Genomic DNA, 24,891 nt, shown 5'->3' with positions numbered 1-24,891 from the left:
CATGAATCTTTTCGCTTCGTTCCGGAGGCCGCCGCGCGGACGTTCGGCGCAACAGACGCGCAGGAACCTTCGCACCGATCCAGGTGCAGGAACGAGGCCGGGCGCAGTGCGGGACTCAGAACCCGTAACGCAGAAACCCGCCGTCGACGGCAATCAGTTCGCCGCTCACGTAGCTGGACGCCGGCAGACACAGGAACGCCACCGCCGCCGCCACTTCCTCCGGCTCGCCGATGCGCTGCATGGGCGTGCGCTCCAGCACTTCTTCGCGATAGTCCTCGTCGGCCAGCGCCGGTTCCGAACGCTGCGTGCGGATGTACCACGGCGCCACCGCGTTGACGCGGATGCCGTCGCCGGCCCATTCGCAGGCCAGGTTGCGCGTCATCTGGTGCAGCGCGGCCTTGGTCATGCCGTAGACCACGCCGGTACGCACGTGCACGACGCCCGACACCGAACCGATGTTCACGATGCCCGCGTTGGCGTGCTGCACCAGATTCGGATGCGCCAGGCGGCACATGTCGAACGCGCTGAACAGGTTCTGCTCGAACAGCGTGCGCACGTCTTCGTCGGTGTAGTCCAGCGCGTCCTTGATGCTGTTGCCGCCGACATTGTTGACCAGCAGCGACAGCGGCGCGCCGAGATCGGCGACCCAGTCGAACACGTCCAGCCGCTCCTCGGGCTGCGACAAGTCGGCGGCGAAGGCGCGCACCTTCGCATCCGGGCATTCCTCGGCCAGTTCGTCGCGCACCTGATCCAGATAGTCGCCGTCCCGCGCGACCAGCAGCAGGTCCGCGCCCAGCGCCGCCAGCTCGCGCGCGCAGGCCAGTCCGATGCCCTTGCTGGCGCCGGTGATCAACGCGGTCTGTCCGTGCAGACGCCAGCTGGAAAGTCGCGGATGCATGCTCGGTTCCTTCACCTGACTACGAAACGCGGTGGATCGCGGAATGTGCGCGAACCGACCGTTTCACGGCATCGTACAACGCACGCGCTTGCCGCGGGCGCCGCCGCGCGCGAGACTGCGGCGCAGACGCTCACGTCTCGGGGAATCGCCATGCGCCACCTTCCTATCGTCGCCTGCGGGCTGCTGATCGCCGCGCTCGCCGGCTGCTCGAAATCGCCCGCGCCCGACACGCCGCAGCCGCCGAATCCGAAGGCCGCCTCGGCGTCGACCGCGATGCCGGCCTCGAATCCGCTCACGCCGCTGCTGAACACCCGCGACCGCGCCAAGTCCGTGCAGCAGACCCTGCAGGCGCACGACGACGCCGAGCGCAAGGCGCTGCAGGACGCGCAGCAGTAGCCATCAGCGCGGCGCGCAGAGACAGTCGGCGTAGACGTTGAGCTTGCCCGGCTCGGCGTGCTGCAGCAGCGCCCAGCCCGGCACGCGCTCGCGCAGTTCGCGCAACCACGCCGGCGGGCGCAGACCGACGCTGGCCAGCACGTGCGCCGCGGTGCTGTCGCCGAACCCCGTCATCAGCCGCTTCAGACCCGAGCTTCCCGGCGGCGGCATGTAGCGCACCGCACCCGGCTTCAGATGCACTTCCTGGGCGGCGTAGGCCACCGCGTCGCGCAGTCCGCCGAGTTGATCGACCAGACCGCGCTGCAAGGCCTGACTTCCGGTCCACACGCGCCCCTGGGCGATGGCGTCGATCTGCTGGAAATCCTTACCGCGCGCCTTGGCCACGTGGCCGACGAAATCGCGGTAGCCCTTGTTGATGACGCTCTGCATGAGCTTGCCCATCTGCGGGTCCAGCGGCCGCGTGACGTCGCCGGCGCCGGCCAGTGGACCGACCGCGACGCCGTCGTTGTGCACGCCGATTTTGTTCAGCAGACCGGGCACGTTGTAGACCATGCCGAAGATGCCGATGGAACCGGTGATGGTGTTCGGCTCGGCGAAGATGCGGTCGGCGTTCATCGAGATCCAGTAGCCGCCGCTGGCGGCCACGTCACCCATCGACACCACGACCGGCTTGCCGTCCTCACGCAGCAGCGCGACCTGACGCCGGATGCGTTCGGCCGCATACACTTCGCCACCGGGAGAATCCACGCGCAGCACCACCGCGCGCACGTGCGGGTCCATGCGCGCCTGGTACAGCTGCTGCGCGGTGGACTCGCCGCCGATCTTGCCCGGTCCCTGCTTGCCACCGACGATCTCGCCCTCGGCGACGACCACCGCCACGTGATCGCGGCTGGCGGACACCGGCCGGTCGACCGCGCGCAGGTAGTCGTCCATGTCGATCTCGCGGATGCCCTGCCCCTTCGGACCGGGCGGCACGCCGTCCTTGCGCAGCATCGCCACCAGATCGTGCCGCGTCGCCACGCCGTCGATCAGGTGATCGTGCACGGCCAGCTTGGCCAGATCGCCGCCGGCGGCATCCAGCCGATCGGCGACGCTGTCGACGGACTGGCTCAGCGCCTGCGGATCGAGCTTGCGCTGCTTGGCGACGTCGGCCAGCCACTGCTGCCACAGACCGCCCATCCAGTAGGCGTCGGCTTCCTTGGCCTGCGGCGAGGCCTGATCCAGGATGTAAGGCTCGGCCGCGGACTTGAACTGGCCGACGCGGAACAGGTGCACGTCCACGCCGAGCTTGTCGAGCAGGTCCTTGTAGAACAGGCGATAGCTGGACAGGCCGGTGATCAGCAGCCCGCCCATCGGATCGAGCATCACCTTGCTGCCGTGCGCGGCCAGGTAGTACTGACTGCGGTCCATGCTCGGCGCCCACACGTCGACCGGTTTGCCACTGGCGCGGAAGCGGTCCAGCGCCGCGCCGACCTCGCGCAGCGCGGCGAATCCGCCGGCGCGCAATTCGCCCGGCAGCAGCACGATGCGGCTGATGCGCCGGTCGGTGCGCGCGTGGTCGATGGCCGACACCAGATCGCGCACCTGCACCTGGTCGACGCCGTCGCCGGACAGCTTCGCCATCAGCCGCGCGAACGGGGTGGCGCTGTACTGCTCGACCAGCATGCCCTGCGGCTGCAGCACCAGCACGCTGCGGTCCTTCACCACCGGCCGGTCGGGGCGCGACAGCACGGCGATCAGCAGGAACAGCAGACCGAAGAAAAGAACATTGAGGACCACTACGCGGAACAGATTGATGCCGCGCAGGATCATCACGATGAAAGCGACGAAGCCGCTGCGTTGGGTGCCCGTCATGGAGGCGTTTTCCGGATGAATCGACGGCTCAGCCTAGCGTGTCGTCCGCATCCGGTCATCTGCCACAGGTCAGCCCGTCGACGTCTTCGGCGACGCCGGCACGTGACGCAGCCAGCGTTCGCTGGACAACGTGCGCCACAGCCGCGCGAACAGCAGGATCGCCGCCGCGCTCAGCCCGACGATCAGTCCCGCCCACATGCCGCGCGCGCCCCAGTGCAAATGGAACGCCAGCCACCAGCCCACCGGCATGCCCACGCCCCAGTAGGCGAACGCACTGATCAGCATCGGCACGCGCGTGTCCTTCAGACCGCGCAACGCGCCGTTGGACGCCACCTGAATGCCGTCGGAGAACTGGAACAGGCCCGCCAGCACCATCAGCTGCGCCGCCATGCCGACCACCGCCGCATCGTCGCTGTACAGCCCGGCGATGGCGTGCGGCAAGCCCAGCATCAGACTGCTCGACACCACTTGCGTGAACAGCGTCAACCCGACGCCGCACAGCGCCGCATAGCGCACGCCGATGACATCGCGGCGTCCGGCGGCGTGACCCACGCGGATGGTGATCGCCATCGCCGTGCCCAGCGGCACCATGAACGCCACCGAGGCCACGTTCAGCGCGATCTGGTGCGCCGCGGTGACGACCTCGCCCATGCTGGCGATGGCCAACGCCACGGCCACGAACAGACCGCCTTCCATCAGCAGCGTGAACGCCATCGGCGCGCCGAGGTGAAGCAAGGCGCCCATCGCGCGCGGATGCGGCAAGTCGAAACGCTCGGTCAGTCGAATGCCCCGGTAGTTGGGGTGCCGCAGCACATAGAAAGCGAACCCGAGCATCTCGCACCACAGCACCGTCGCCGTGGCGATACCGCTGCCGCGCGCACCCAGCGCCGGAAAACCGAGGCGGCCGTACATCAGCACATAGCCCAGCGGCGCCAGCAGCGCCAGGCCGCCGAGGCTGAAATACATCGACGGCCGCGGCAGCGACAATCCCTCGGACAGACCGCGCAGGGCGAAGTACATCGTCATCGCCGGCGCGCCCCAGCCGACCGCGCGCAGAAACGCGGCCACGTCCGGACGCAGGCTCGGCACCACGCCGACCAGCCGCAGCACGAACTCGGCATGGCGCACCGCGTACAGCAGCAGCAAGCCCAGCAGCAGCCCGATCCACATCGCCTGGCGGAAGGTCGCGCCGATCTCCTCGCGGCGACCGGCGCCATCCAGCTGCGCCACGGTCGGCGGTACCGCCAGCATGGTGCCGATACCGATCAGGATCGCCAGCGTCCACACGCCGACGCCGGTGGTCACCGCCGCCTGTACGTGCGCATTGAGGTGCCCCGAGAGCATGGCGTCGACCACATTGGTACCGACCGCCGCCAGCTGCGCGCCGATCAACGGCAGCGCCAGACGCAGCAGCGCGCCGGTTTCGCGCGCGGCGCGAACGCGATCGACGGCGGAAAGGAACTGAGGCACGCGCGAAAACCGGGAGATCGGGGCCGGCCATTCTAGCCGCCGACGTCCTCGGTCGGGGCGCGGCACGACCTCGATCCGCGCTTTCGATCGGCCCGAATCACGCAAGTGGCCGTACGTGCACGATTTCGGCTGAAATGCTGTCGTGACAGGCGTTTTCCGCACCCGCACCTCAGGTTGTGCACAGTGGCCGTTGCGTCTCACGAATTCATGAGCGGTCGCCGAACCCGGCGCATGCACTCCGCACAAGAATCATGCAAGCATTTGTTTTTATATGATTATTTCAGGCTGGTTAAACTTTCACCAATATGTAACCGACCCCGCAACCACGCCCTCTCGGGCGCGTGATCCCAGCGACGTCCACAGACTTATCCACACCTTTTGTGGATAACCATGAAAAGCCCCTGCGACCCGGCACTTAGCTCTATTTCCCAAGGAAGATGTGAACTGTCGCACGTATCTGCGCCGCCTCCGTGCGCGCGGCCGGAGGTGGCGCAGCGCGTCGCCGCGGCTACACTGCGCCGCATGCCCGCCGTCCTGCGCATCGCCCTGCCGGTTCCCCTGCCGCGCCTGTTCGACTACCTGCCGCCCGAGGGCGCGAACATCGCGCCAGGCACACGCGTGCAGGTGCCGTTCGGACGCGGCGTGCAAGTCGGCATCGTGATGGAGACTGCCGCACAGAGCAGCGTGCCGACGGCACAGCTCAAGCGCGTGCAGCGCGTCCTCGACGACGAGCCGCTGTTGCACGGCGAACTGCTGTCGAGTCTGCATTGGGCCACCGACTACTGGCTGGGCGCGCCCGGCGACGTGCTGCTCAACAACGCCCTGCCGACGGCGCTGCGCCAGGCCAAGCCGTGGCCGGCGCTGGGCGAGGAGCGCTGGCGTCTGCTGGACGCCGGTCGCGCCGCGCAGCAAGAGGGCAAGCGCCGCGGACGCAGCCGCGCGCTGCTCGATCTGCTTGCCGAGGGCGACCTGCGCGCCAGCGAACTCGACCTGCGCCTGCCCGGCTGGCGCGACGCCGCGCGACGGCTGCACAAAGCCGGCCTGATCGACAGCGAGATCGCGCTGGACGATGCGCCCACCGCGCCCACCCAGGCCGCGCCCGAACTCAACGCCGGCCAACGCGACGCCGTCGAGGCCGTCGCCGCCACGTTGGGCAGCTTCGCGCCGTTCCTGCTGCACGGCATCACCGGCAGCGGCAAGACCGAGGTCTACATCCAGCTGATGGAACGCACCCTCGCCGCCGGCCGCCAGTGCCTGCTGCTGGTGCCCGAAATCGGCCTGGCGCCGCAGACCGTGGCGCGCCTGCGCGCGCGGCTCGGCGTGCCGGTCGACGTGCTGCACTCCAATCTGGCCGAGGGCGCGCGCGCGCGCGCTTGGCTGCGTGCCCGCAACGGTCAGGCGCGGGTGATCCTGGGCACGCGCTCGGCGGTGTTCGCGCCGCTGCCGGACGCCGGCCTGATCGTGGTCGACGAGGAACACGACACCTCGTACAAGCAGCAGGAAGGCTTCCGCTATCACGCGCGCGATCTCGCCGTGGTCCGCGCGCAGCGGCTGGGCGTTCCAATCGTGCTCGGCTCGGCCACGCCGTCGCTAGAGACGCTGGCCAACGTCGAGGCCGAGCGCTACCGCCGCCTCGATCTGCGCGAACGCACCGGCGCGCATCGCACGCCGCCGCGCGCCGAACTCGTGGACGTGCGCGGCCAGGCGATGCAGCACGGCCTGTCCAACCCGCTGCTGGCAGCGCTGGACGCCTGCGTCGAACGCGGCGAGCAGGCGCTGATCTTCCGCAACCGCCGCGGCTACGCGCCGCTGCTGATGTGCCACCTGTGCGGCTGGCACGCGGAATGTCCGCGCTGCGAAAAACCGCTGGCGCTGCATCAGGGCCGCCAGCGACTGGTCTGCCATCACTGCGAACTGGAACGCCCCGTGCCGACCGTCTGCCCCGGCTGCGGCGGCGAGGGCCTGCATCGCCAGGGGCATGGCACCGAGCGCCTGGAAGAAGCCCTGCAGACCCGCTACGTCGACACGCCGGTGCTGCGCATCGATCGCGAGACCACGCGCCGCCGCGACGCCTTCGAGGACCTGATGGGACCGCTCGCCGACGGCCGCCCGGCGATCCTGGTTGGCACGCAGATGCTGGCCAAGGGGCACGACCTGCCCAACCTCACCCTGGTCGCCATCACCAGCCTCGACGAAGGCCTGCACAGCCTGGATTTCCGCGCCCACGAGCGACTCTCGCAACTGATCGTGCAGGTCGCCGGCCGCGCCGGTCGCGCCGGCAAACCCGGCCGCGTGCTGCTGCAGACGCATCAGCCCGAACATCCATTGCTGCAGACGCTGTTGCATCGGGGCTACAGCGCCACCTGTGCGCAGATGCTCGACGAACGCCGCGCGCTGCGCCTGCCGCCGTTCGCCTACCAGGCGCTGCTGCGCGCCGACGCCACCCGCCGCGAACACGTCGACGCCTTTCTCGACGCCGCGCGCGACGCGCTGCCGGCGTCCGAAACGCTGCGCTGGTCCGGACCCATGCCCGCACCGATGCCGCTGCGCGCCGGTCGTCACCGCGGCCAGCTGCTGCTGGAAGCCGACACCCGCAGCGCACTGCACGCGGCGCTGAAATCGTGGCGCGATGCCCTCGGCGAACTCGAAGGCGCACGCCGCGTGCGCTGGTCCATCGACGTCGATCCGGTCGATTTGTACTGACCCGCACCGCAGTCGTACTCTGGGCGTTCCCGCTTCGCATCCCCAAGGAATTCCATGGCTTCCCAGCTCGAACAACTGCGCGCGATGACCACCGTCGTCGTCGATTCCGGCGACATCGGCGCCATCGAACGCCACAAGCCCGTCGACGCCACGACCAACCCGTCGCTGCTGCTCAAGGCCGCCTCGATGGACGGCTACAAAACGCTGATCGACGACGCGCTGGACTGGGCCCGCAGCCAGAGCAACGCGCGCGAAACGCAGATCGTCGACGCCTGCGACCGCCTCGCCGTCAACGCCGGCACACACATCCTCAAGCTGATCCCGGGTCGCGTCTCCACCGAGGTCGACGCACGTCTGTCCTTCGACACCGAAGCCACCATCGCCAAGGCGCACCGCCTGGTCAGCCTGTACGACGACGCCGGCATCGGCACCGACCGCATCCTCATCAAGATCGCCTCCACCTGGGAAGGCATCCGCGCCGCCGAGCAGCTCGAACGCGAAGGCATCCACTGCAACCTGACGCTGCTGTTCGCCTTCGAGCAGGCCGTCGCCGCCGCCGACGCCGGCGCCTTCCTGATCTCGCCGTTCGTCGGCCGCATCTACGACTGGTACGTCGCCAATACCGACCACGACGATTTCGCCGCCGAGGACGACCCCGGCGTGCAATCGGTGCGCAGGATCTACGACTGGTACAAGCGCCACGGCATCGACACCGTGGTGATGGGCGCCAGCTTCCGCAACACCGGACAGATCACCGCCCTGGCCGGCTGCGACCGCCTGACCATCAGCCCCGACCTGCTGGAAAAGCTCGACGCCACCGAAGCCGACCTCCCGCGCAAGCTCGAAGACCACGGCCACCGCGCGGAACGCCCGGAAAGCATCGACGAAAAGACCTTCCGCTGGGGCAAGAACGAAGACGCCATGGCCACCGACAAGCTGGCCGACGGCATCCGCCGCTTCGCCGCCGACCAGGTCAAGCTGGAGAAGATGCTCGGCGATCGGCTCTGAGTTGAATCGCTGCATCCATTCAACACGTCCAACCCCGTATGCCGGCCACCTGCCGGCATACGTCGATGAAGCGCTCTACATTGCCGCAAAGAATTTGCACTCCCGAAGTCGCACCGAGCTTCGTTCATCCGCACTCATCGTCGCGGCTATGCACTCTCGCGCCTCACGCCCCCGCTTCCGTCCCTGTAACTCACTTACGCCCCCACATACGGCGCGTAACGCACCACCGCTCAGGGATCAACGCACCAGAATAAACCGCCAAGCCCTTGTATCTAGAAGGCCCTTTGCTTGACCGACCGTTGATGCTCCCTGAATATCCAGGGTTACACCCCGGATCCGGGGGCTACTTGTAGTTAGGTGGGCATGAGCATCCGCGACTTCATTCGTTATCGCGTGAACATTGCACGACGGGGCTTCAGTCGCACCTTTTCAGGTCGCGAGTGTGAGCTAGCGTTTGATAACGACGGATTCTCCGCCTACCTGACGATCTTTCACTTTCTCGCGCCCGAGACTCGGACGACCAGAGTTAACTGGTCGGATATTTCGCGTATCGTCGCCTCAAAGGAGGATAGGTTCACCTGGGACTTGGACTTACCAGACCACGCAGACCGTCGAGGAATGCGTCGATGATCCCGACATCGCCGGCCCCACCCTTCGACAAGAGCAACTGCTCGAAGCCCATCCTGCTCATGCCAACCAACCAGCGCGCTGACGCCCACCCGATGTCACCTCGCTCTGAAAAACTTTCCGCGCCCTGCCGCGTGCTGTTCGTCTGCGGCAAGAATCGCCTGCGCAGTCCGACCGCGGAGCAGGTGTTCGCGACATGGCCGGGCGTCGAGACCGCATCGGCGGGCGTCAGCCGGGATGCCGACGTTCCTGTCACGCCTGAACTGCTGCAGTGGGCCGACGTGCTCTTTGTCATGGAGCGCCGACACCGCACCAAACTCTCGGAGAAGTTCCGGCCGCACCTGTCGCAAACGCACATTGTGTGCCTGGACATCCCGGATCGATTCGACTTCATGCAACCGGAGCTTGTCCGCCTGCTCGAAACCCGGGTCCCCCGCCACTTGCCCAGTCGCAAGCCCAAGACATAGTTTCAACAACATCGAACCGACGCACCGCCCTGCCCGCCGCTTGACCGGAGACGTTGATGACCCACGATCTGCTGCTTCCCATGACCGCGCATGTGGCGTGGACCGCGCTGCTCTATGTGCTGCTGACCGTGGCGCGTGCACCGGCGGTGTGGGGTGTGGGTCGCCGTGCGGACGGTTCCAGCCCGTGGGCCGCGGTCGAGCCGCGCATCGGCGCGAATCTGTCCAATCAGTTCGAGTGGCCCGTGCTGTTCTACGCAGCGTGCCTCCTGCTCATGCTGCTCGGCGGCGTGAACCGCTGGGCCATCGGACTCGCCTGGCTGTTCATGATCGGTCGCGTGCTGCACAGCGGCGTGCAGATACTCACAACCGACATTCGCCTGCGGGGCCTGGTGTTCACGATCAACTTTCTCGCCGTGCTCGGCCTGTGGGCGACGGTTCTTGCCGCCGGCTGGCGCTGAAGGCGCAGCCGAGGCATCCTGACCGTCCGTCACCGCCGACAGCTGCGTCATGACCCGTTCCAGCGACGACATCCGTTGCGAAGCGAAGCTCCTGCGGCCGAAGCATCCCGGCCGCGGCGGCAGTTGGAGTTTTCTGGTGTTGCCCAAGGCAGCCAGCGCGAAGCTGCCGACGCGCGGCCAGACCTTCGTCGAGGGCACGCTCAACGGCCAACCGTTCCGGGCCATGCTGGAACCCGACGGCTGCAAGAGCCACTGGCTGAAGGTCGATCGCGCCTTGCGGGAGCGCGCACAGGCGGAACCGAACGAGATCGTCGCACTGACCCTGTCCACGGACGTCGAGCCGCCGGAACCGACACTGCCGACCGACTTGCGCCAGGCGCTGGCGAAGCACCCCGAAGCGGCTTCGACCTGGTCCGACATCACCTGCGCCGCACGCTGGGACTGGCTGCACTGGATCACCTCCGCCAAGCGCGAGGAGACGCGCGCTCGGCGCATCGCCAATGCCTGCGACATGCTGGCTTCCGGCAAGCGACGCGTGTGCTGCTTCGACCGCTCCGGCTTCTACAGCAAGGAATTCAGCGCGCCCGAGGCGGCGGAGTAGCGTGCGCAGCCGACACCTGCTCATCGCACTCGTGCTGGCGCTGTGTCTGCTGCTCGGCGCCTGCCAACCCGCACCGCCGCCGCGCCTGGTTGGCTACGCGACGCTCAAGGCCGACCCGACCAAGATCGACGCGACGCGCCTGGACGCGCTCATCTTCGCCTTCGCCCACGTGCAGAACGGCGAGGTCGTGCTGGACGCCAAACACACCGAGGCTTTCGCGCGCCTGCAGCCGCTGCGCAAACGCAACCCGAAACTGAAACTGCTGATCTCGGTCGGCGGCTGGGGCGCGGACGGCTTTTCCGATGCGGCCATGACCGCGGCTTCGCGCAAGCGTTTCGCGGACAGCGCCGTGGCGCTGCTCGAACGCGTGCACGCCGACGGTCTGGACGTGGACTGGGAATACCCCGGCCACAGCGGCGCCGGCATCCGGGCGAGAGAGAGCGACCGCGTGCATTTCACGCTGCTGCTGAGCGCGCTGCGCCGGACCATGGACCACGCCTCGCGCACGCATCCCGACGACCCGCGGCATTTCCTGCTGACCGCCGCGCTTGCCGACGGCCCGTTTGTCGATCACGTCCAGTTGAAGCCGATCGCGCATCTGCTCGACTGGATCAACCTGATGACGTACGACTTCAACAACAGCATGACGCCGACCACCGGGCACCATGCCGGCTTGTACCGCTCTGCGGCCTCCACCGCGCCGGGCGACCGCTACGCCGACAAGGCCGTGCGCCAGTACCTAGACGCCGGCGTGCCGGCGCGCAAGCTCATGCTCGGCGCGGCCTTCTATGCGCGCGCCTTCACCGACGTGCGCGACCGCGACCAGGGCCTGTATCAGCCCTACGGCAAGTACGTCGACAGCTTCGACTGGCTGCAACTGAAGGCCGAGTACATCGATCGCCATGGCTTCACGCGCTACTGGGACGCCAAGGCCCGCGCACCCTATCTGTGGAACCCGCACACGCGCACCTTCATCACCTACGAAGACCCGCAGTCGCTGCGCGCCAAGGCCGACTACGTCAAGCAGCGCCGCCTCGGCGGCGTGATGTACTGGGAGCAGGGACTGGACCCCACGCACGAACTGTTCGACGCGCTGGCGAATGCCCTCAAGGGCGCGCCAGCGTCCGCTTCGAGCGTGCCTCGCGCGCCGTGACACATGAATTGCGCCACACACAACAACGCGACGGAGGGGCCAGACGGAGGCCTTCATCGATCGATGCACCCAAGGAGCGACGCATGAAACCCAAGCTGAGCCTGGTCGTTGCCGCACTGCTTGTCGTCTCGACGACCGTCGGCGCCGTGGTGCGCCGTCCCGGCATCCCCGACGCGCGCTACCGCGTGAAGGCCGAGGCCCTGCCCGCGCTGGCCAACCTGCCCGGCGAGGGCCACGGCACGCTGATCGCGCCACAATGGGTGGTTACCGCTGCGCACGCCACGATGGGCTACATGCTCGACAAGGTCTGGATCCACGGCGCGTGGCGCACCGTGGACCGGGTTGTCGTCTACCCGGGCTTCAAGCAGCAGTACGAACGGTTCCGCAAGCAGGCCGGCGCACCGACGCTGGCGAACTGGACGAAACTGCTGCCGCAGATGGAGGCCATGCACGACATCGCGCTACTGCATCTGGCCCAGCCCGTGACCGACGTACAGCCGATCGCCCTGTATCGCGGCACGGATGAAACCGGCCAGGCTGTACGAATCTTCGGCATGGGCGCCAGCGGCGACGGCAAGACCGGACAGACGCCGCACGCCTCGCATCGCGGCCTGCTGCGCCGCGCCGAGAACCGCATCACCCGCGCCCACGACCAGTGGATCGACTATCGCTTCGACTGCGGCAAACGCGCATTGCCGCTGGAAGGCGTGATGGGCGACGGTGACAGCGGCGGCCCCGTGCTGATCCGTCGGCACCATCGGTGGCTGCTGGCCGGACTGGCCAACTGGAAGCACTGGCCGCCGGGCCAGCGCACGTTCCGTCCGGGCGTGTGCGGACAGACGTTCTCCAACTCGCGCGTGTCCTACTACGCCGCCTGGATCGACCGCACCCTCGCGGCCGACGCGCACACGACGACGCGCTGACCTCGCGAACCCGGTGTTCGCAGCCGCGCACGACACGCGCACTGCTATCCTGCGCCGCATGCAGGTCCGAGCAACGGGCCTGCACTGACAGGGATGCCCGATGAACGCCGCCGAGACCTCCGCCGCATCGCCGCGCAATCTGCTGGTGTTCTGCGATGGCACCAACAACGAGTTCTGCGAGCACAACACCAACGTGGTGCGTCTACTCGCCTCGGCCACGCGCGACACGCAACGGCAGATCGCCTTCTACGACCCGGGCGTGGGCACCTTCCCTGCCACCGGTGCGCTGACGCCGATCAGCAAGCGCGTCACGCAATTGCTGGGTTCGGCATTCGGCTTCGGCATGAGCCGCAACGTCGGCCTGTGCTACGACTTCCTTCTGCAGCACTACCGTCCGGGCGACCGCATCTTTCTGTTCGGCTTCAGCCGCGGCGCGTACACCGCGCGCGTGCTGGCGGCACTGATTCATGTGTGCGGACTGCTGCGCGTCTACAACCCGAATCTCGCGGCATACGCCTTGCGTCTTTTCCGCAAGGAGGCCGGTGCCGCGAAACGGCGCAATGATCGCGAGGAACGCCGCACCCAGCGCTACCAGCACTTGCAGCTGCCGCTGTGCGACGCCTTCAGGGAGACCTTCTCCAGCACGCCGCCGATCCACTTCCTCGGCGTGTGGGATACCGTGTCCAGCGTCGGTTCGATCTACAACCCGTTCAAACTGCCCTTCACGCGCTGGAATCCGAGCGTGCGCGCCGTGCGCCACGCGGTTTCCATCGACGAGCGACGCAAGTTCTTCCGTACCAATCTGTGGTCGGACGGCACACAGGACAGCGACGTCAAACAGATCTGGTTCGCCGGCGTGCACAGCGATGTCGGCGGCGGCTATGCGAACGCCGAGAGCGGGCTGAGCAAGATCGCGCTGGCCTGGATGATGGACGAGGCGGTGCCGTTCGGCCTGGAACTCGACCCCGCCATGCGCGCACAGGTTCTGGCCGACCCGCCGCCGGACCCGTTGGCGAAGATGCACAACGCCCTGGACCACCTCGGCTGGAAGCTGGCGCAATGGATGCCCCGCCGCGAATGGGTGCGCATCCCGAATACGCCGCAATTCCGCCCGCGCTGGCGCTTCTCGCCAGCGCAGCTTCCGCGCTACATCGCGGACGGTTCGGTGATCCACAGCTCCGTGCATCGACGCGTGCAGGAAGATCCCGGTTATCGCCCCGTGAATCTTCCCGACAGCGCCCTCGACGAATCCGGCGTGCGCCGGGAATTCATCTATCCACGATGATCCCGGCGCCACGCGCGCGGCGCGTCAGGGTTTGAGCACCATCGTCTTCGACAGCCTCGACACGCCGCGCTCGTCGAAGGCCTCCACCGCCACCACGTAGCGCACGCCCTTGTTGAGCGAAGTCAGCTTCAGCGTCGTCGGCTGATCGGCGAAACGCTGGTAGGTCTCGAACAGGCGGTCCCTGGCCAGCCCCCAACGCAGGTTGTAGCCGACCGCGCCCGGCACCGGCTTCCAGGTGATCTGTGCGACGCGCGCGTCGACCAGACGCTTGGCCGACACCAGCACCGGCGGCGACGGCGGCGGTCCCGCCTCGTTGCCGAACACGCGCAGGTCGGCGATGGCCAGATGCTTCGAGCCGACATGGATGTGCACGTAGCGGATGTAACGCAGCGTCTGCGCGCGCTTCAGCGGAAGATAGGCATCCGCGCGACCGCGCTGGCTCTTGGACAGGTCCGCGAGCGTGTGCCAGTGCGTGCCGTCGACCGAGCCGAGCAGGCGGAAGCGCGTGACGATGTCCGGCGCATCGCCGTAGCGGCCGGCCTTGTAATCGGCGTAGTTCACCTGCACCGCACGCACCGTGCGCGGACCGCCCAGATCGACCGTCAGCGTCTGCCCCGGCGCGTTCTTCGCCGCCACCCAGAAGGTGCGCGGATTCTCGTCGGTGGCCAGCGCCGGGCCGTGGTCGGCGATCTGCGACGAGGCCGTCGCGTGCTTGCGGTAGGACAGCAGCATCCAGCCGGTGAACGTGCTCTCGCCCGGCTGGAGCTTGTGGTCGGGCACGTAGTGCGGGAAGTCGCCGAAGCGCGTGTTCACCCACATCTGGCCGTCGGCGGTGAAGCCGGCCGGATACAGGCCGATGCGGCGCTCGAAGGTCCAGTTGGTGCCGATCCAGCTGGTGCCGGTGTTCCACCAGTTGCCGTGCGCGCCCTGGAAGGTCGAGCCGTGTCCGGCGCCCTGAGTGAAGCCGCCGGGTTTGTAGCCGATCGGGTTGTAAGGCGCGTAGTGGAACGGACCGAGCGGCTTGTCGCTGGTGTACACGCCGGTGGCGTAGACGTTGTACTCGGTGCCGGGCGCGGCGTACTGCAGGTAGTAGCGGCCGCCGTGCTTGTTCATCCACGCGCCTTCGATGAACGGCGCGATGGTGGTGTCGGAATGATCGCGCCCGAAGCGCTCCCAGCCGTGTTCGTCCGGATGCAGCTTGATGAGCGTGACCGGTTCGCCCGGATAGGTGATCCGCTTGCCTTCGCCCTCGGCCGCCTTGTCCAGCGCTAGATTCATCTCGATGCCGTACAGCGGATGGACGTTCGACGAGCCCCAGTACAGGTACACCTTGCCGTCGTCGTCCTGGAACAGACCCGGGTCCCACGGCCCGGACGGCAAGCGACCCGGCAGGATCGGTTTGCCGGGCCAGGTCGTCTTCGGCACCATCGGCAGCCAGCGGCTCCAGAAGTCCCAGTGCCCCGACTTCGGATCGGTGCTGTACAGCAGCGGCTCGGGGCGCATCGTCGCACGCATCAGAAACAGCTTGCCGTCCGCGACCAGCGTCGCCGGCGCAACCTCGCTGTCGAACGGCCACTTGTCCGGCTTCACGAACGTCCAGTGCGCCAGATCGGTCGAGCGCCAATACCCGTCGGCCAGGGTCTGGAACAGGTAATACACCCCCTTGAAGTACACCACCGCCGGATCGGCGCCGGTGCGGTAGGAAATACCCTCGTTCATCTGCTCGTAGTTGTAGCGGTAGTCCACGTCGACCGGATTGGCGTAGGTCGGCCGCGCCGATGCCTCGTGGTCCGCCGACGCACGTGCCTGCGGAACGGTCAGCACCAGCAGCAGCACCGCAAGCAGCGGATGTAAACGTTTACATAAAGGTGCGAACGAGTGGGTAACAAGCATGCGTGAACTCACCAGGGAAAGGCTCCTGCCGCCGACGCAAAGCCATGCGCGCATGGAGGAACATCCGGCGAGGCCGGACGAGGGAAAAGGCATCCTGCAACAGCCGACGCCGGCTGGCAACTGTATGCGTGTCCTCCGTCGCTCCGTCGCACATGCCGCTGCACGACGGAGCGACGATGCGCATCAGGTCGCCGACACCCGCCCGCTCCCTGAACGCAGCACCATGTAGCCCATCAGCAGCATGCCCAGCAGCACGCCGACCGAGCCGAGGCTGAGGACCGGTTCCAACCACTCCGCCGCATAGACCTGGCCGTACAGCAGCAGCAACCCGATCGACAACAGCACGGTGCACACGATGTGCAGCCAGAACTGGATCCGGGCCACCCAGCGCCCTGGCGTCACCAGCCACAGCTTATGAATGATCGCGTAGATGAACGACACCACGAAGCCGACCAGCATGATGTGCGCATGCGCCACCAGCTGACCGTGATTCTGCGACGCCGCCATGTAGATGCCCACGCACAGGCCGAATACCGCGAAGCCCAGCGCCCACAGAAGAAACTTTCTGTCGTAGTTCATACCGCCCCCAAGCCCGCCCGACACCAGAGGCCGCAGGACGCCGCGGCCCCGCCTCGAACGCCTTGCGCTACTTCGCGAACGCTCCCTGGTCACCGGCAAGGCTTCCGTCGCTGGCGACCTTAGCATCGTCCGAGGCGCACCGACCTAGGCATTCCGTCATAGTCGTTGCAGACACAAAAAAACGGCTCCGCATGCGGAGCCGTTTTTCGTGTAAGACGGTGTGCCTGTGCAATCAGGCCGCAAACACGCCTCGCATCTTCTTCATCGCCGCCGCCTCGATCTGGCGGATGCGCTCGGCGGACACGCCGTACTCGTCGGCCAGTTCCTGCAACGTGGCCTTGTCGTCGGTCAGCCAGCGACGCTGGATGATGTCGCGCGAGCGGTCATCCAAATCCTGCAGCGCTTCGGACAACGTGTCGTGACGGCTCTCGGCCTGACTGGCGTCGGCGACGTTCTGGTACGGATCGGCGTTGTCGTCAATCAGGAATGTGGACGGCGACGGACGGGCATCGTCGTCGGCATCAACCGGCGCGTCGAAACCGACGTCGCGACCGGACAGACGCGACTCCATCTCCAGCACGGTCTTCTCCGGCACCCCAAGCTCCTGAGCCACCGTCTTGACCTCGCCGGCGTTCATCCAACCCAGACGCTTCTTGTTCTTGCGCAGGTTGAAGAACAGCTTGCGCTGCGCCTTGGTCGTCGCGACCTTGACGATACGCCAGTTCTTGAGGATGAACTCGTGCATCTCAGCACGAATCCAATGCACCGCGAAACTGACCAGACGCACGCCGTGCTCCGGGTCGAAGCGCTTGACCGCCTTCATCAGGCCGATGTTGCCTTCCTGAATGAGGTCGGCCAGCTGCAGGCCGTAACCGGAATAACCGCGCGCCACATGCACCACGAAGCGCAGATGCGCGGCAATCAGCTGCTTGGCCGCGCCCAGATCTTCTTCGGCACGGTAGCGCTCGGCCAGCTGCTGCTCTTCCTCGGCGCTCAACACCGGGATGCGATGCACCGCGGAGATGTACGCGTCGAGACTGCCGGCAACGCTGGGAATCGGCAGATTGTTGGCAACCAGGGCCTGATTCATGAACTCGAACCTCCTGAGGAACGTTCAGACTAGCACTCTGATACTTGGAGTGCTAACCGGCCGGGAAGTTCCGGCCGCACATAACTGTACTTAATAGTACACCAAGTCCGCGAAAAGTCAATTCGCAGGTGTCAATGTCGAGTACACCTAATGCTGTCAGTCAGTAGCACATTCCATGTCAGTGACGCTTGACCGTGTCAGCCCAGCCCGTCTCAGGGTGACAACTTCCCGACAGGGACGAAGGTCATCTGGAAATTCTCCAATCCAGGTCATCAGCTTCCTACGTGAGGCGGAAGCCGGTCTGCCGGCGAAGGAGCTGTGCCGCAAGCACGACGACAGGTCGCACAACGCCCGCAACGACTCGACCCTAACCAGGCATCCACCAGTTCCACGCACGACGACACCCCACACCGCCCTGCCGCACCCAAGGCATCACTCCCCATCCGACAACCGCGCAGCGCTCCCGAAAGAAGATTTGCCGATCTTGTGTACAACCAGGCATCGGAAATATGGGAGCTTGGACTCTACGCAGCGACGTCAATCAAGGAATGACCGCACAGCACACGAGCATAGAATCGGTGCCCACGCGGTTTCGCTGCCAACAGAAGCTGCATGGAGAGCGCTTCCCTCTTACGGGAGTTTCTCGATGCGGTTTAGCACCAGCCTCCGGACATGCGCGCCGGCTGGCTGACAGGTCTTTCATTGGAACTAAGGAGAGTACACATGAGCCGCATTCTTGATCTTCAGCGCCTGGCCCTGGACAAAGCCACCTCGCTGTTCGGCAGCAGCTGCAGCAGCTCTGCCAGCGATTGCTGCAACGGCAGCGCCCAGAAGTCGCTGTAAAGCTTCTTCTTCCGGAGAGCAATGGCGTGATCGTCATTGCTCTCTTGATGTTCAGGCCCCTCGGCGTCCGCCAGACCCCCGCTCGGTGGCGCCAAAGCCGATAGACCGTCGGCAAGCACATCAGACATGCCGACAGCGCCCGAATGTTGTCGTTTGCGACGTGACGAAGCGTTGGACGCTGTCGCGGCGCGCAATGCCCGGACACGCGTCTTCACGAATCAGGTCGTGCGTCATGACGGTGGATCGCAGGTGCGCTCGCTGAGCGGGCAGCGGACAAGATGTGCACCGACACGTTTCTTCTGACAGCGCCCGACGCATCCGTCCTGTCGACTGCGCCGCATGCCATGCACGGATGCGACAGACGATTCGCCCTGCTCCACTTTTGCCGAACTTGTGTACGACCGCGCATGGAAAGCGTGGCACCGTGCATCGAGGGGGCGACATGCATCCACTTTCGGCACCGCAACACGCGGCCGCCGTATGCGTGACGCCACAACGGAAGCTGCATGGAGAGCGCTTACCCGTTGTTTGAGGGTATCTCGATGCGGTGTAACGCCAGTCTCGGCCATTCGGCCGGAAGACTGATCATCGTTTCATCACACTAAGGAGAGTAGACATGAGCCGCATTCTTGATCTTCAGCGTCTGGCCCTGGACAAGAACACCTCACTGTTCGGCAACAGCTGCAGCAGCTCGGTTTCCAGTTGCTGCAACGACAAGCAGCAGCAGTCGCTGTAAGCAGCGTGATCCGGAGAGCAATGGCTTCTCGCCATTGCTCTCTTCACGTGTGTCGCAAACGAAAAAGACGCTCTTTCCGCGCCCGCGATGGGCGCATGAACGCATGCCCGCCCACATCGATCACGGACACGCACCCCATACGCAAGGATCACGCGCATGCTTGGTAGGAAGCCATCCCTCCGCGAGGCTCGTCACATCGACAAGGTGTTTTTCACCGGCATCGATGACCTCTTCTACGAATCCGTCGCCACGCATTACCGCCCCTCGGACGAACTGCGCACCTTGGTCCAGGCCATGCTCGACGAACGTGGACTGGCTTGGGACATCCGGCGCAAGGACGTGTGGTCGCATGTCCGGCCGGTCGAGCACACTGCAGAAACGCAGTTGCCCACGCAGGGGTGGAAAATTCACGTCTCGGCCAACGAGCAGAACTGCCGAGACCTGTTGACCAAGGTAGCGACCCTGGCGCTCGATCACGGCATGCAGTTCAAGTTCGCCAACGACGTCAACACCTTGAAGCTGATGACGTCCAAGCGCTGGGCGCGCGGCGGTTCCGGCAAGTTCATCACCCTGTATCCCCGAACCGACGAAGAATTCCGTGATTTCATCGAACTCGCCTACGCCATCCTCAAAGACGACGTCGGTTCCTACATCCTGTCCGACAACCGCTACAAGGACTGCCGCTGTCTGTACTACCGCTACGGCGGCATCATCCAGGTCAATCGGCTCGACTACATGGGCCGCAAGGTACCGATCCTGACCTCGCCGGACGGCGAGGAAATCGTCGACTACCGCACGCCATATTTCGACGTGCCGCCATGGACCACGGACCCCTTTCCGCGCGAGGACGCCGAACCGGCGGACATGACGCTGATGAACGGGCGATTCGCCATCCAGAGCGCGCTGGCGTTTTCCAATACCGGCGGCGTGTACCTCGCAACCGACACCACGACGGGCGAAGACGTCGTCATCAAGGAAGCCCGTCCCCACGTCGAACTCGGCGAGCACGGGCAGGATGCCACCAGCCGCCTGGCCCAGGAAGAAAGAATGCTGAGCCTGGTGGCCGATCTCGGCATTTCACCCCGCCTCGTGACCACCTTCTGGGACTGGGAGAACTTCTACCTCGCCGAAGAGCACCTGGACGCATCGGACATGCGCGAGGTCATGCTGATGAACTCGCCGCTGCTGAAGGTCAACCCGACCGTGGAAGACAGCGAGACGTTCTATCGCATCCACAAGAGCATTTTCGTGAGCCTGCTGAAGGCCATCGACGCCATCCACGGCAAGGGCGTGATCATGGGCGATCTCTCGCCGATGAACATCCTGGTCGACAAGGCCGACATGACGGTCCGCATCATCGATCTCGAGTCGGCTTATCAGCCAAAGAGCGACGAGCCCCAGAACATCTACACGCCAGGCTTTCGCAGCGAAGTGAAAGGCCGCAAGAAAGAGAACGACTTCCACGATGACATTTACGCCATCGGCGCGATCATGATGTACAGCATGTTCCCGATCGTCGCCACGGCCTATGTGCGCAACGATCTCTTCACGCGCATGCTGCCGGTGCTGGTGGCCGACATCGGCTGGGCCAACACCCCCGTCGAGGATGTCATTCGCAAGCTGGCCGAAAACACCATCACCTGTCACGAAGCGATCGAACTGCTCGATGCGCCGGCCTCGTTCGAACAGCCCTACACCGCCAGGCAAGTCGAACGCGAACTGTCGTCCGCCGCCGCCAGCATCGCCCTGGCCCGTTTCATTACCGATCACTACCGTCTGGACGACCTGCACACACTCTTTCCGGCTGATCCTTTTGGCGGCCAGACCAACACCCTGGGCCTGGGCTTCGGCGCCACCGGCATCGTGCAGGCGCTCCACAAGTGCGGGTGCACACTGCCCGCACCCGCACGCGAGCGCTTCGATCGCGAAATCGCGGCGGCGCAGGCCTCGGAAATTCCGCCGGGATTCCTGACCGGCTCCGCAGGCATCGCCTGGAGCTTCTTCGGCATGGGGAACACCGAACAGGGCAAACGCTTCATGGCGCATGCCAACGCGAGTCCCTTGCTGCGCGCACATCATTCGCTCTACTACGGCATGGCTGGCATTGGCATGGCCAATCTCGCCGCCTATCTGCACACGAACGATTCGACCTATCTGAACGCCGCGAAGGATCTCGCCAACAGCCTGGCGTCTTCGGCCATCGAAGACGAACGCGGACTGCACTGGGAAGACGATGGCGAAATACGCATTGGCTACGGCTACGGCCAGAGCGGCGTGGCGCTTTTCTTCCTGCGCCTGTCCCAGGTGCTGAAGGCGCCGACTTGGCGCGCCCTCGGCCAGAAAGCGCTTGAATACGACCTTTCGTTCGGTTTCGAGCTCGAAACAGGCATCACCACGTTCGCCTGCTCGCCAGAGGAAAAGAACACCTACGAGCACTACATCGAGCAGGGTACCGGCGGCATCGCCAAGGTCGCGATCCGCTACGGGCTGTGGGATCGCCTGGAAAGCATGTTTCCCGACGTCTACCGGAAATATTCGGGCTTCCCGGGCCTGATCTACGGCCTGACCGGCTTCGTGGATGTGCTTCTCGACGCGTACCTGTACTCTGGGAACCGCAAGTACCTGGACATGGCCGAACGTCCGCTGCAGGGCATCGCGGATCTGTACCTGTTCAAGAGCGGCGACGGGTATGCTGCTCCGGGGGAAAACCTGTTCCGGATCTCGTGCGACTTCGCCACGGGAATCGCAGGCATGATGAGGACGTTCCACCGGCATGCGAACCGGACACCGGACGAGTTCTGCCTGGACGAACTCGATGTCCGGCCTTCGGAGACGCACGCGGCGCAGCGACTCGAGCCGATGGAACTGGACTGACACCGCAGGCATGAGGGATAGCCACGTGAGTCGGAAAAGCAGATGAGCAGCCCCTCTGCAACGCCTCGTTCGCGTTCCGCACTGTCATGCTTCCTGCGTCTTCTCGGCACATTTCGCGGGGAATACGCGACCGTGACATGCTGCGCCGCGCTCGTCAGCGGCGTGGAAGGCGTGATGCATCCGTTGCTGATGAAAGCCATCTTCGACGAAGCGGCCAGTCGCGCGGATTTCGGTCACTTCGCCTACCTGGTGCTGGGCTACCTGATCCTCGGACTCTCCCTGAACGGCGCCATCTACCTGTTGGCACTGTGGCAGTTGCGCCTGGACAACCGCATCGTCAAACAGGTCAGCGACAACCTTCTGCGCACGTTCTACGCCAAGGATTACCGCGAAGTCCTGCGCAAGGGCGGCGGTCACTATGTGGCGCGCATTCGCTCGGACGTGAAGGACGGCGTCGTCCCCGCACTGCAGCAGGTACGCACGATCACGGCGCAGATTTTCTCGTTCGTGGCGCTGATCTCCGTGCTGATCTTCATTTCCTGGAAAGCGTTGCTGATCCTCTCGGCCATCATCCCCATCGCGACCTTCGTGAGCATGATCGTCGGCAAGAAGATCCGCGGACTGACCAACACCGAGCGCGATCGCGAAGCCGAACTGATGGATGCGCTGACCCGCTCCGTCGGTGCGTTCAAGATGGTCTGCAGCTTCAGCCTGATCCCGAAGACCGTCGGCACGTTCTCGCGCCGCATGGACGACGTGCTGGATTCCGGCTACAAGCGCTTCCGCGTGGTCCGCCTGCTGCAGGGGGCCAGCGATCTAACCATGGTGATCTCCGACGTCTGCTCGATCTTCGTCGGCGCGCTGTTCGTGTTCCGCAAGCAGATGTCGTTCGGCTCGTTCATCGCATTCATGAATGCGTTCTGGCGTTCGGCCACGACGCTCATCAACATCTTCAAGCAATGGGCCGACCTGCACAGCTACGGCACCACGCTGAGCCGGGTGGTCGGCTTCATCGACGAGCCGACCGCTGCGCCCTATCACCGAACCGGAAACACGGTCTCGGCAAGCGGCATCGAATACAGCTACAACGCCGAGCAGATCATCGCGGACTTCTCGATGCGACTCGAACCGGGTCACAGCGCGCTGATCGCCGGTGACAACGGCTCGGGCAAGACCACGCTCGCCAACATTCTGTCCGGCTACCTCTCGCCGTCCCGCGGGGAACTCGAACTGCCCGCGCGGATCAGCTCGGTCACGCTGCCGGTGCTGTTCCCCCCGATCAAGGTGCGCGACCTGGGTGCGGACCGCGACCTGCTGACGCTGTTCGGCATCGACGATCCGGACATCCTGGACGCCTACCCCGACCAACTCTCGGCCGGTCAGCAGCAGAAAGTGTCGCTGGCCCTGGCGCTGTCGCGCGACGCGGACCTGTACGTACTGGACGAACCCCTGGCCAATCTCGACGTCGCCAGCCGAACAGTCGCGATGCAGGAAATCCAGCGGCGAACGCGGGACCGGATGCTGGTCATCATCATGCACGGCTTCGAGGAATATCGCAGTCTGTTCGACCAGGTGCATACACTGGGCGCGGCGGCGTCCCGCACCGAACCGCAAGGGGCCACGGCACTCTGCTGAAGTCCACGCACCACGCCCCATGAAGCAAGCAAGAGGGTTGCCCTCGAACCCGGAGGAGTCGTTCCACGCATGTTCGCTTATTACGTGAAGGTCGCGCTGCACAATACCCAGCGCAACAAGGTGCTGGCCGCACTCATGGTCCTGGCCATCGCCGTGGGCATCGGCGCGAGCATGACGACCCTGACGGTGATGCATCTGCTGTCGGGTGACCCGTTGCCGGGGCGCAGCCAGCACATCTACTACCCGCAGATCGACGTCAACCCGCAGTCCAAGGGGCGTGAACCACTGGACATGCTCGACTACCGGACAGCCATGGACCTGTGGAGCTCCGACAAGGCCGATCAGCAGGCACTGGTGGCCAACAGCATGGTGAAGGTCCGCACGCCGTACAGCACTCGACCGGCGCTGATGCTGCCCATGGTGTCGACGACGTCCGACTTCTTCTCGATGTTCGACGTCCCCTTCCGCTACGGTCAGGCGTGGAGCAAGTCCGATGATGCATCGCGCACCCGTGTGGCCGTCATTTCCTCGCGCCTGAACGACAAGCTGTTCGGCGGCAGGAACAGCGTCGGCAAGACGCTTCGACTGGCGGACTCGGACGTGCGCATCATCGGCGTACTGGACGCGTGGCGACCGTCGCCGCTGTTCTACAAGGTGCGTGGTGGCCGCTTCACCGACGGCGACACCTCGGCCTTCTACAAGAAGACCGACGACGTATTCATGCCGTTTGCCGCGAGCCTCGAGGTCAACGCGGGCAACTTCCAGGCCTTCACCTGCTGGAGCGCGCCGGACCCGAACGAAGACCTGCGCAATGCACCCTGCGTCTGGGTCGCGCTGTGGGCCCGACTGAACAGCGCCGCCAAAGTGAACGCCTACCGAAGCTACCTGCAGAACTATGCCGACCAGCAGAAAGCAGCCGGTCGGATCAAATACGCCGACGACATCCGGCTACGCTCGCTGATGCAATGGCTCGACTTCAACCGCGTGGTGCCCAGCAACGTGAAACTACAGACCGCGCTGGCCTTCAGCTTCCTGCTGATCTGCCTGACCAACGTGGTCGGACTGCTGCTGGCGAAATTCCTGCGTCACAGCGGCGAGATCGGTCTGCGCCGGGCGCTGGGCGCGACCCGCACAGCGGTGTTTTTCCAGTGCCTGATCGAATCGGCGATCATCGGCCTGCTTGGCGGACTGGGCGGACTGCTGCTGACCCTGTTCGGGCTGTATCTGGTACGGCTGCAGCCGGTGGCCTATGCGGATCTCGCCCACATGGACGTGTCCATGTTCCTGGTGACCTTCGCGCTGGCGTTGGCGACCAGCCTGCTGGCCGGCGCGCTGCCCGCGCTACGCGCCAGCCTGACCCCGACCGCGTTGCAGCTGAAGCTGCTGTAGAGGAACGTC

20 protein-coding genes are annotated in these 24,891 nt (G+C 65.5%); 14 read left to right on the top strand and 6 right to left on the bottom strand.

What is annotated here, in order from left to right; translation table 11 throughout:
- Positions 1 to 115: 115 nt before the first annotated feature.
- The gene (locus LF63_RS02430) at positions 116 to 898 is read right to left on the bottom strand and encodes an SDR family oxidoreductase (protein WP_043099386.1); all 783 of its coding nucleotides are present in this window, start codon (positions 896 to 898) and stop codon (positions 116 to 118) included.
- Positions 899 to 1,048: 150 nt separating this feature from the next.
- Between LF63_RS02430 and LF63_RS02425 the strand changes: the two genes are divergently transcribed.
- The gene (locus tag LF63_RS02425; RefSeq protein WP_043099384.1) at positions 1,049 to 1,294 is read left to right on the top strand and encodes a hypothetical protein; all 246 of its coding nucleotides are present in this window, start codon (positions 1,049 to 1,051) and stop codon (positions 1,292 to 1,294) included.
- Between the two features lie 3 nt (positions 1,295 to 1,297).
- Here the strand turns inward: LF63_RS02425 and sppA are convergent, their stop codons facing one another.
- The gene (gene sppA, locus LF63_RS02420) at positions 1,298 to 3,148 is read right to left on the bottom strand and encodes a signal peptide peptidase SppA (RefSeq protein WP_043099382.1); all 1,851 of its coding nucleotides are present in this window, start codon (positions 3,146 to 3,148) and stop codon (positions 1,298 to 1,300) included.
- A gap of 69 nt (positions 3,149 to 3,217) precedes the next feature.
- The gene (locus tag LF63_RS02415; RefSeq protein ID WP_043099380.1) at positions 3,218 to 4,618 is read right to left on the bottom strand and encodes an MATE family efflux transporter; all 1,401 of its coding nucleotides are present in this window, start codon (positions 4,616 to 4,618) and stop codon (positions 3,218 to 3,220) included.
- 522 nt (positions 4,619 to 5,140) lie between these two features.
- Between LF63_RS02415 and LF63_RS02410 the strand changes: the two genes are divergently transcribed.
- The 8 genes from LF63_RS02410 (at position 5,141) to LF63_RS02375 (ending at position 13,843) form a co-directional block, all read left to right on the top strand.
- Entirely contained in the window at positions 5,141 to 7,321 is a 2,181-nt protein-coding gene (locus LF63_RS02410) for a primosomal protein N' (RefSeq protein WP_043102960.1), read from the top strand.
- Between the two features lie 54 nt (positions 7,322 to 7,375).
- A complete protein-coding gene (tal, locus tag LF63_RS02405; protein WP_043099377.1) occupies positions 7,376 to 8,329 on the top strand; it encodes a transaldolase in 954 nt (317 codons plus the stop codon).
- A gap of 722 nt (positions 8,330 to 9,051) precedes the next feature.
- Positions 9,052 to 9,423, top strand: a complete 372-nt coding sequence (locus LF63_RS02400; RefSeq protein WP_052395155.1) for a low molecular weight protein tyrosine phosphatase family protein — start codon at positions 9,052 to 9,054, stop codon at positions 9,421 to 9,423.
- 56 nt (positions 9,424 to 9,479) lie between these two features.
- Positions 9,480 to 9,881 (top strand): MAPEG family protein, encoded by a 402-nt coding sequence (locus tag LF63_RS02395; protein ID WP_043099374.1) that lies wholly within the window; start codon positions 9,480 to 9,482, stop codon positions 9,879 to 9,881.
- A 49-nt stretch (positions 9,882 to 9,930) separates the two neighbouring features.
- The gene (locus tag LF63_RS02390) at positions 9,931 to 10,482 is read left to right on the top strand and encodes a YdeI/OmpD-associated family protein (protein WP_043099373.1); all 552 of its coding nucleotides are present in this window, start codon (positions 9,931 to 9,933) and stop codon (positions 10,480 to 10,482) included.
- 1 nt (position 10,483) lies between these two features.
- On the top strand, positions 10,484 to 11,635 hold the full coding sequence (locus tag LF63_RS02385; protein WP_052394592.1) for a glycoside hydrolase family 18 protein: 1,152 nt from the start codon (positions 10,484 to 10,486) through the stop codon (positions 11,633 to 11,635).
- An 83-nt stretch (positions 11,636 to 11,718) separates the two neighbouring features.
- Positions 11,719 to 12,558, top strand: coding sequence for a S1 family peptidase (locus LF63_RS02380; protein WP_043099372.1), 840 nt, complete (start codon positions 11,719 to 11,721; stop codon positions 12,556 to 12,558).
- A gap of 100 nt (positions 12,559 to 12,658) precedes the next feature.
- Entirely contained in the window at positions 12,659 to 13,843 is a 1,185-nt protein-coding gene (locus tag LF63_RS02375) for a DUF2235 domain-containing protein (RefSeq protein WP_043099371.1), read from the top strand.
- A gap of 24 nt (positions 13,844 to 13,867) precedes the next feature.
- Here LF63_RS02375 and LF63_RS02370 read toward each other — a convergent pair whose 3' ends face one another.
- The 3 genes from LF63_RS02370 to rpoH form a co-directional block, all read right to left on the bottom strand.
- Positions 13,868 to 15,748: a family 43 glycosylhydrolase gene (locus LF63_RS02370; RefSeq protein WP_235205258.1), complete on the bottom strand. Its 1,881-nt coding sequence runs from the start codon at positions 15,746 to 15,748 to the stop codon at positions 13,868 to 13,870.
- Between the two features lie 171 nt (positions 15,749 to 15,919).
- Positions 15,920 to 16,315, bottom strand: a complete 396-nt coding sequence (locus LF63_RS02365) for a hypothetical protein (protein ID WP_043099369.1) — start codon at positions 16,313 to 16,315, stop codon at positions 15,920 to 15,922.
- A gap of 232 nt (positions 16,316 to 16,547) precedes the next feature.
- Positions 16,548 to 17,405: an RNA polymerase sigma factor RpoH gene (rpoH, locus tag LF63_RS02360; RefSeq protein ID WP_043099367.1), complete on the bottom strand. Its 858-nt coding sequence runs from the start codon at positions 17,403 to 17,405 to the stop codon at positions 16,548 to 16,550.
- A gap of 723 nt (positions 17,406 to 18,128) precedes the next feature.
- Between rpoH and LF63_RS16090 the strand changes: the two genes are divergently transcribed.
- From LF63_RS16090 to LF63_RS02345, 5 genes are all read left to right on the top strand, one after another.
- Positions 18,129 to 18,248, top strand: a complete 120-nt coding sequence (locus LF63_RS16090; protein ID WP_200877526.1) for a class III lanthipeptide — start codon at positions 18,129 to 18,131, stop codon at positions 18,246 to 18,248.
- Between the two features lie 616 nt (positions 18,249 to 18,864).
- Positions 18,865 to 18,984 carry a class III lanthipeptide gene (locus LF63_RS16085; RefSeq protein WP_200877525.1) on the top strand — a complete coding sequence of 40 codons (120 nt, stop codon included), beginning with the start codon at positions 18,865 to 18,867 and terminating at the stop codon, positions 18,982 to 18,984.
- 156 nt (positions 18,985 to 19,140) lie between these two features.
- Positions 19,141 to 21,858, top strand: a complete 2,718-nt coding sequence (gene lanKC / locus LF63_RS02355) for a class III lanthionine synthetase LanKC (protein WP_052394588.1) — start codon at positions 19,141 to 19,143, stop codon at positions 21,856 to 21,858.
- A gap of 132 nt (positions 21,859 to 21,990) precedes the next feature.
- Entirely contained in the window at positions 21,991 to 23,493 is a 1,503-nt protein-coding gene (locus LF63_RS02350; protein ID WP_052394586.1) for an ABC transporter transmembrane domain-containing protein, read from the top strand.
- 69 nt (positions 23,494 to 23,562) lie between these two features.
- Positions 23,563 to 24,882 (top strand): ABC transporter permease, encoded by a 1,320-nt coding sequence (locus LF63_RS02345; protein WP_043099365.1) that lies wholly within the window; start codon positions 23,563 to 23,565, stop codon positions 24,880 to 24,882.
- The last annotated feature ends 9 nt before the right edge of the window (positions 24,883 to 24,891 follow it).

The organism is Oleiagrimonas soli (genome assembly GCF_000761445.1).
Lineage (GTDB): Bacteria > Pseudomonadota > Gammaproteobacteria > Xanthomonadales > Rhodanobacteraceae > Oleiagrimonas > Oleiagrimonas soli.
The sequence above is the reverse complement of the archived record's forward strand: the minus strand, read 5'-3'. Positions and strand labels throughout refer to the sequence as shown.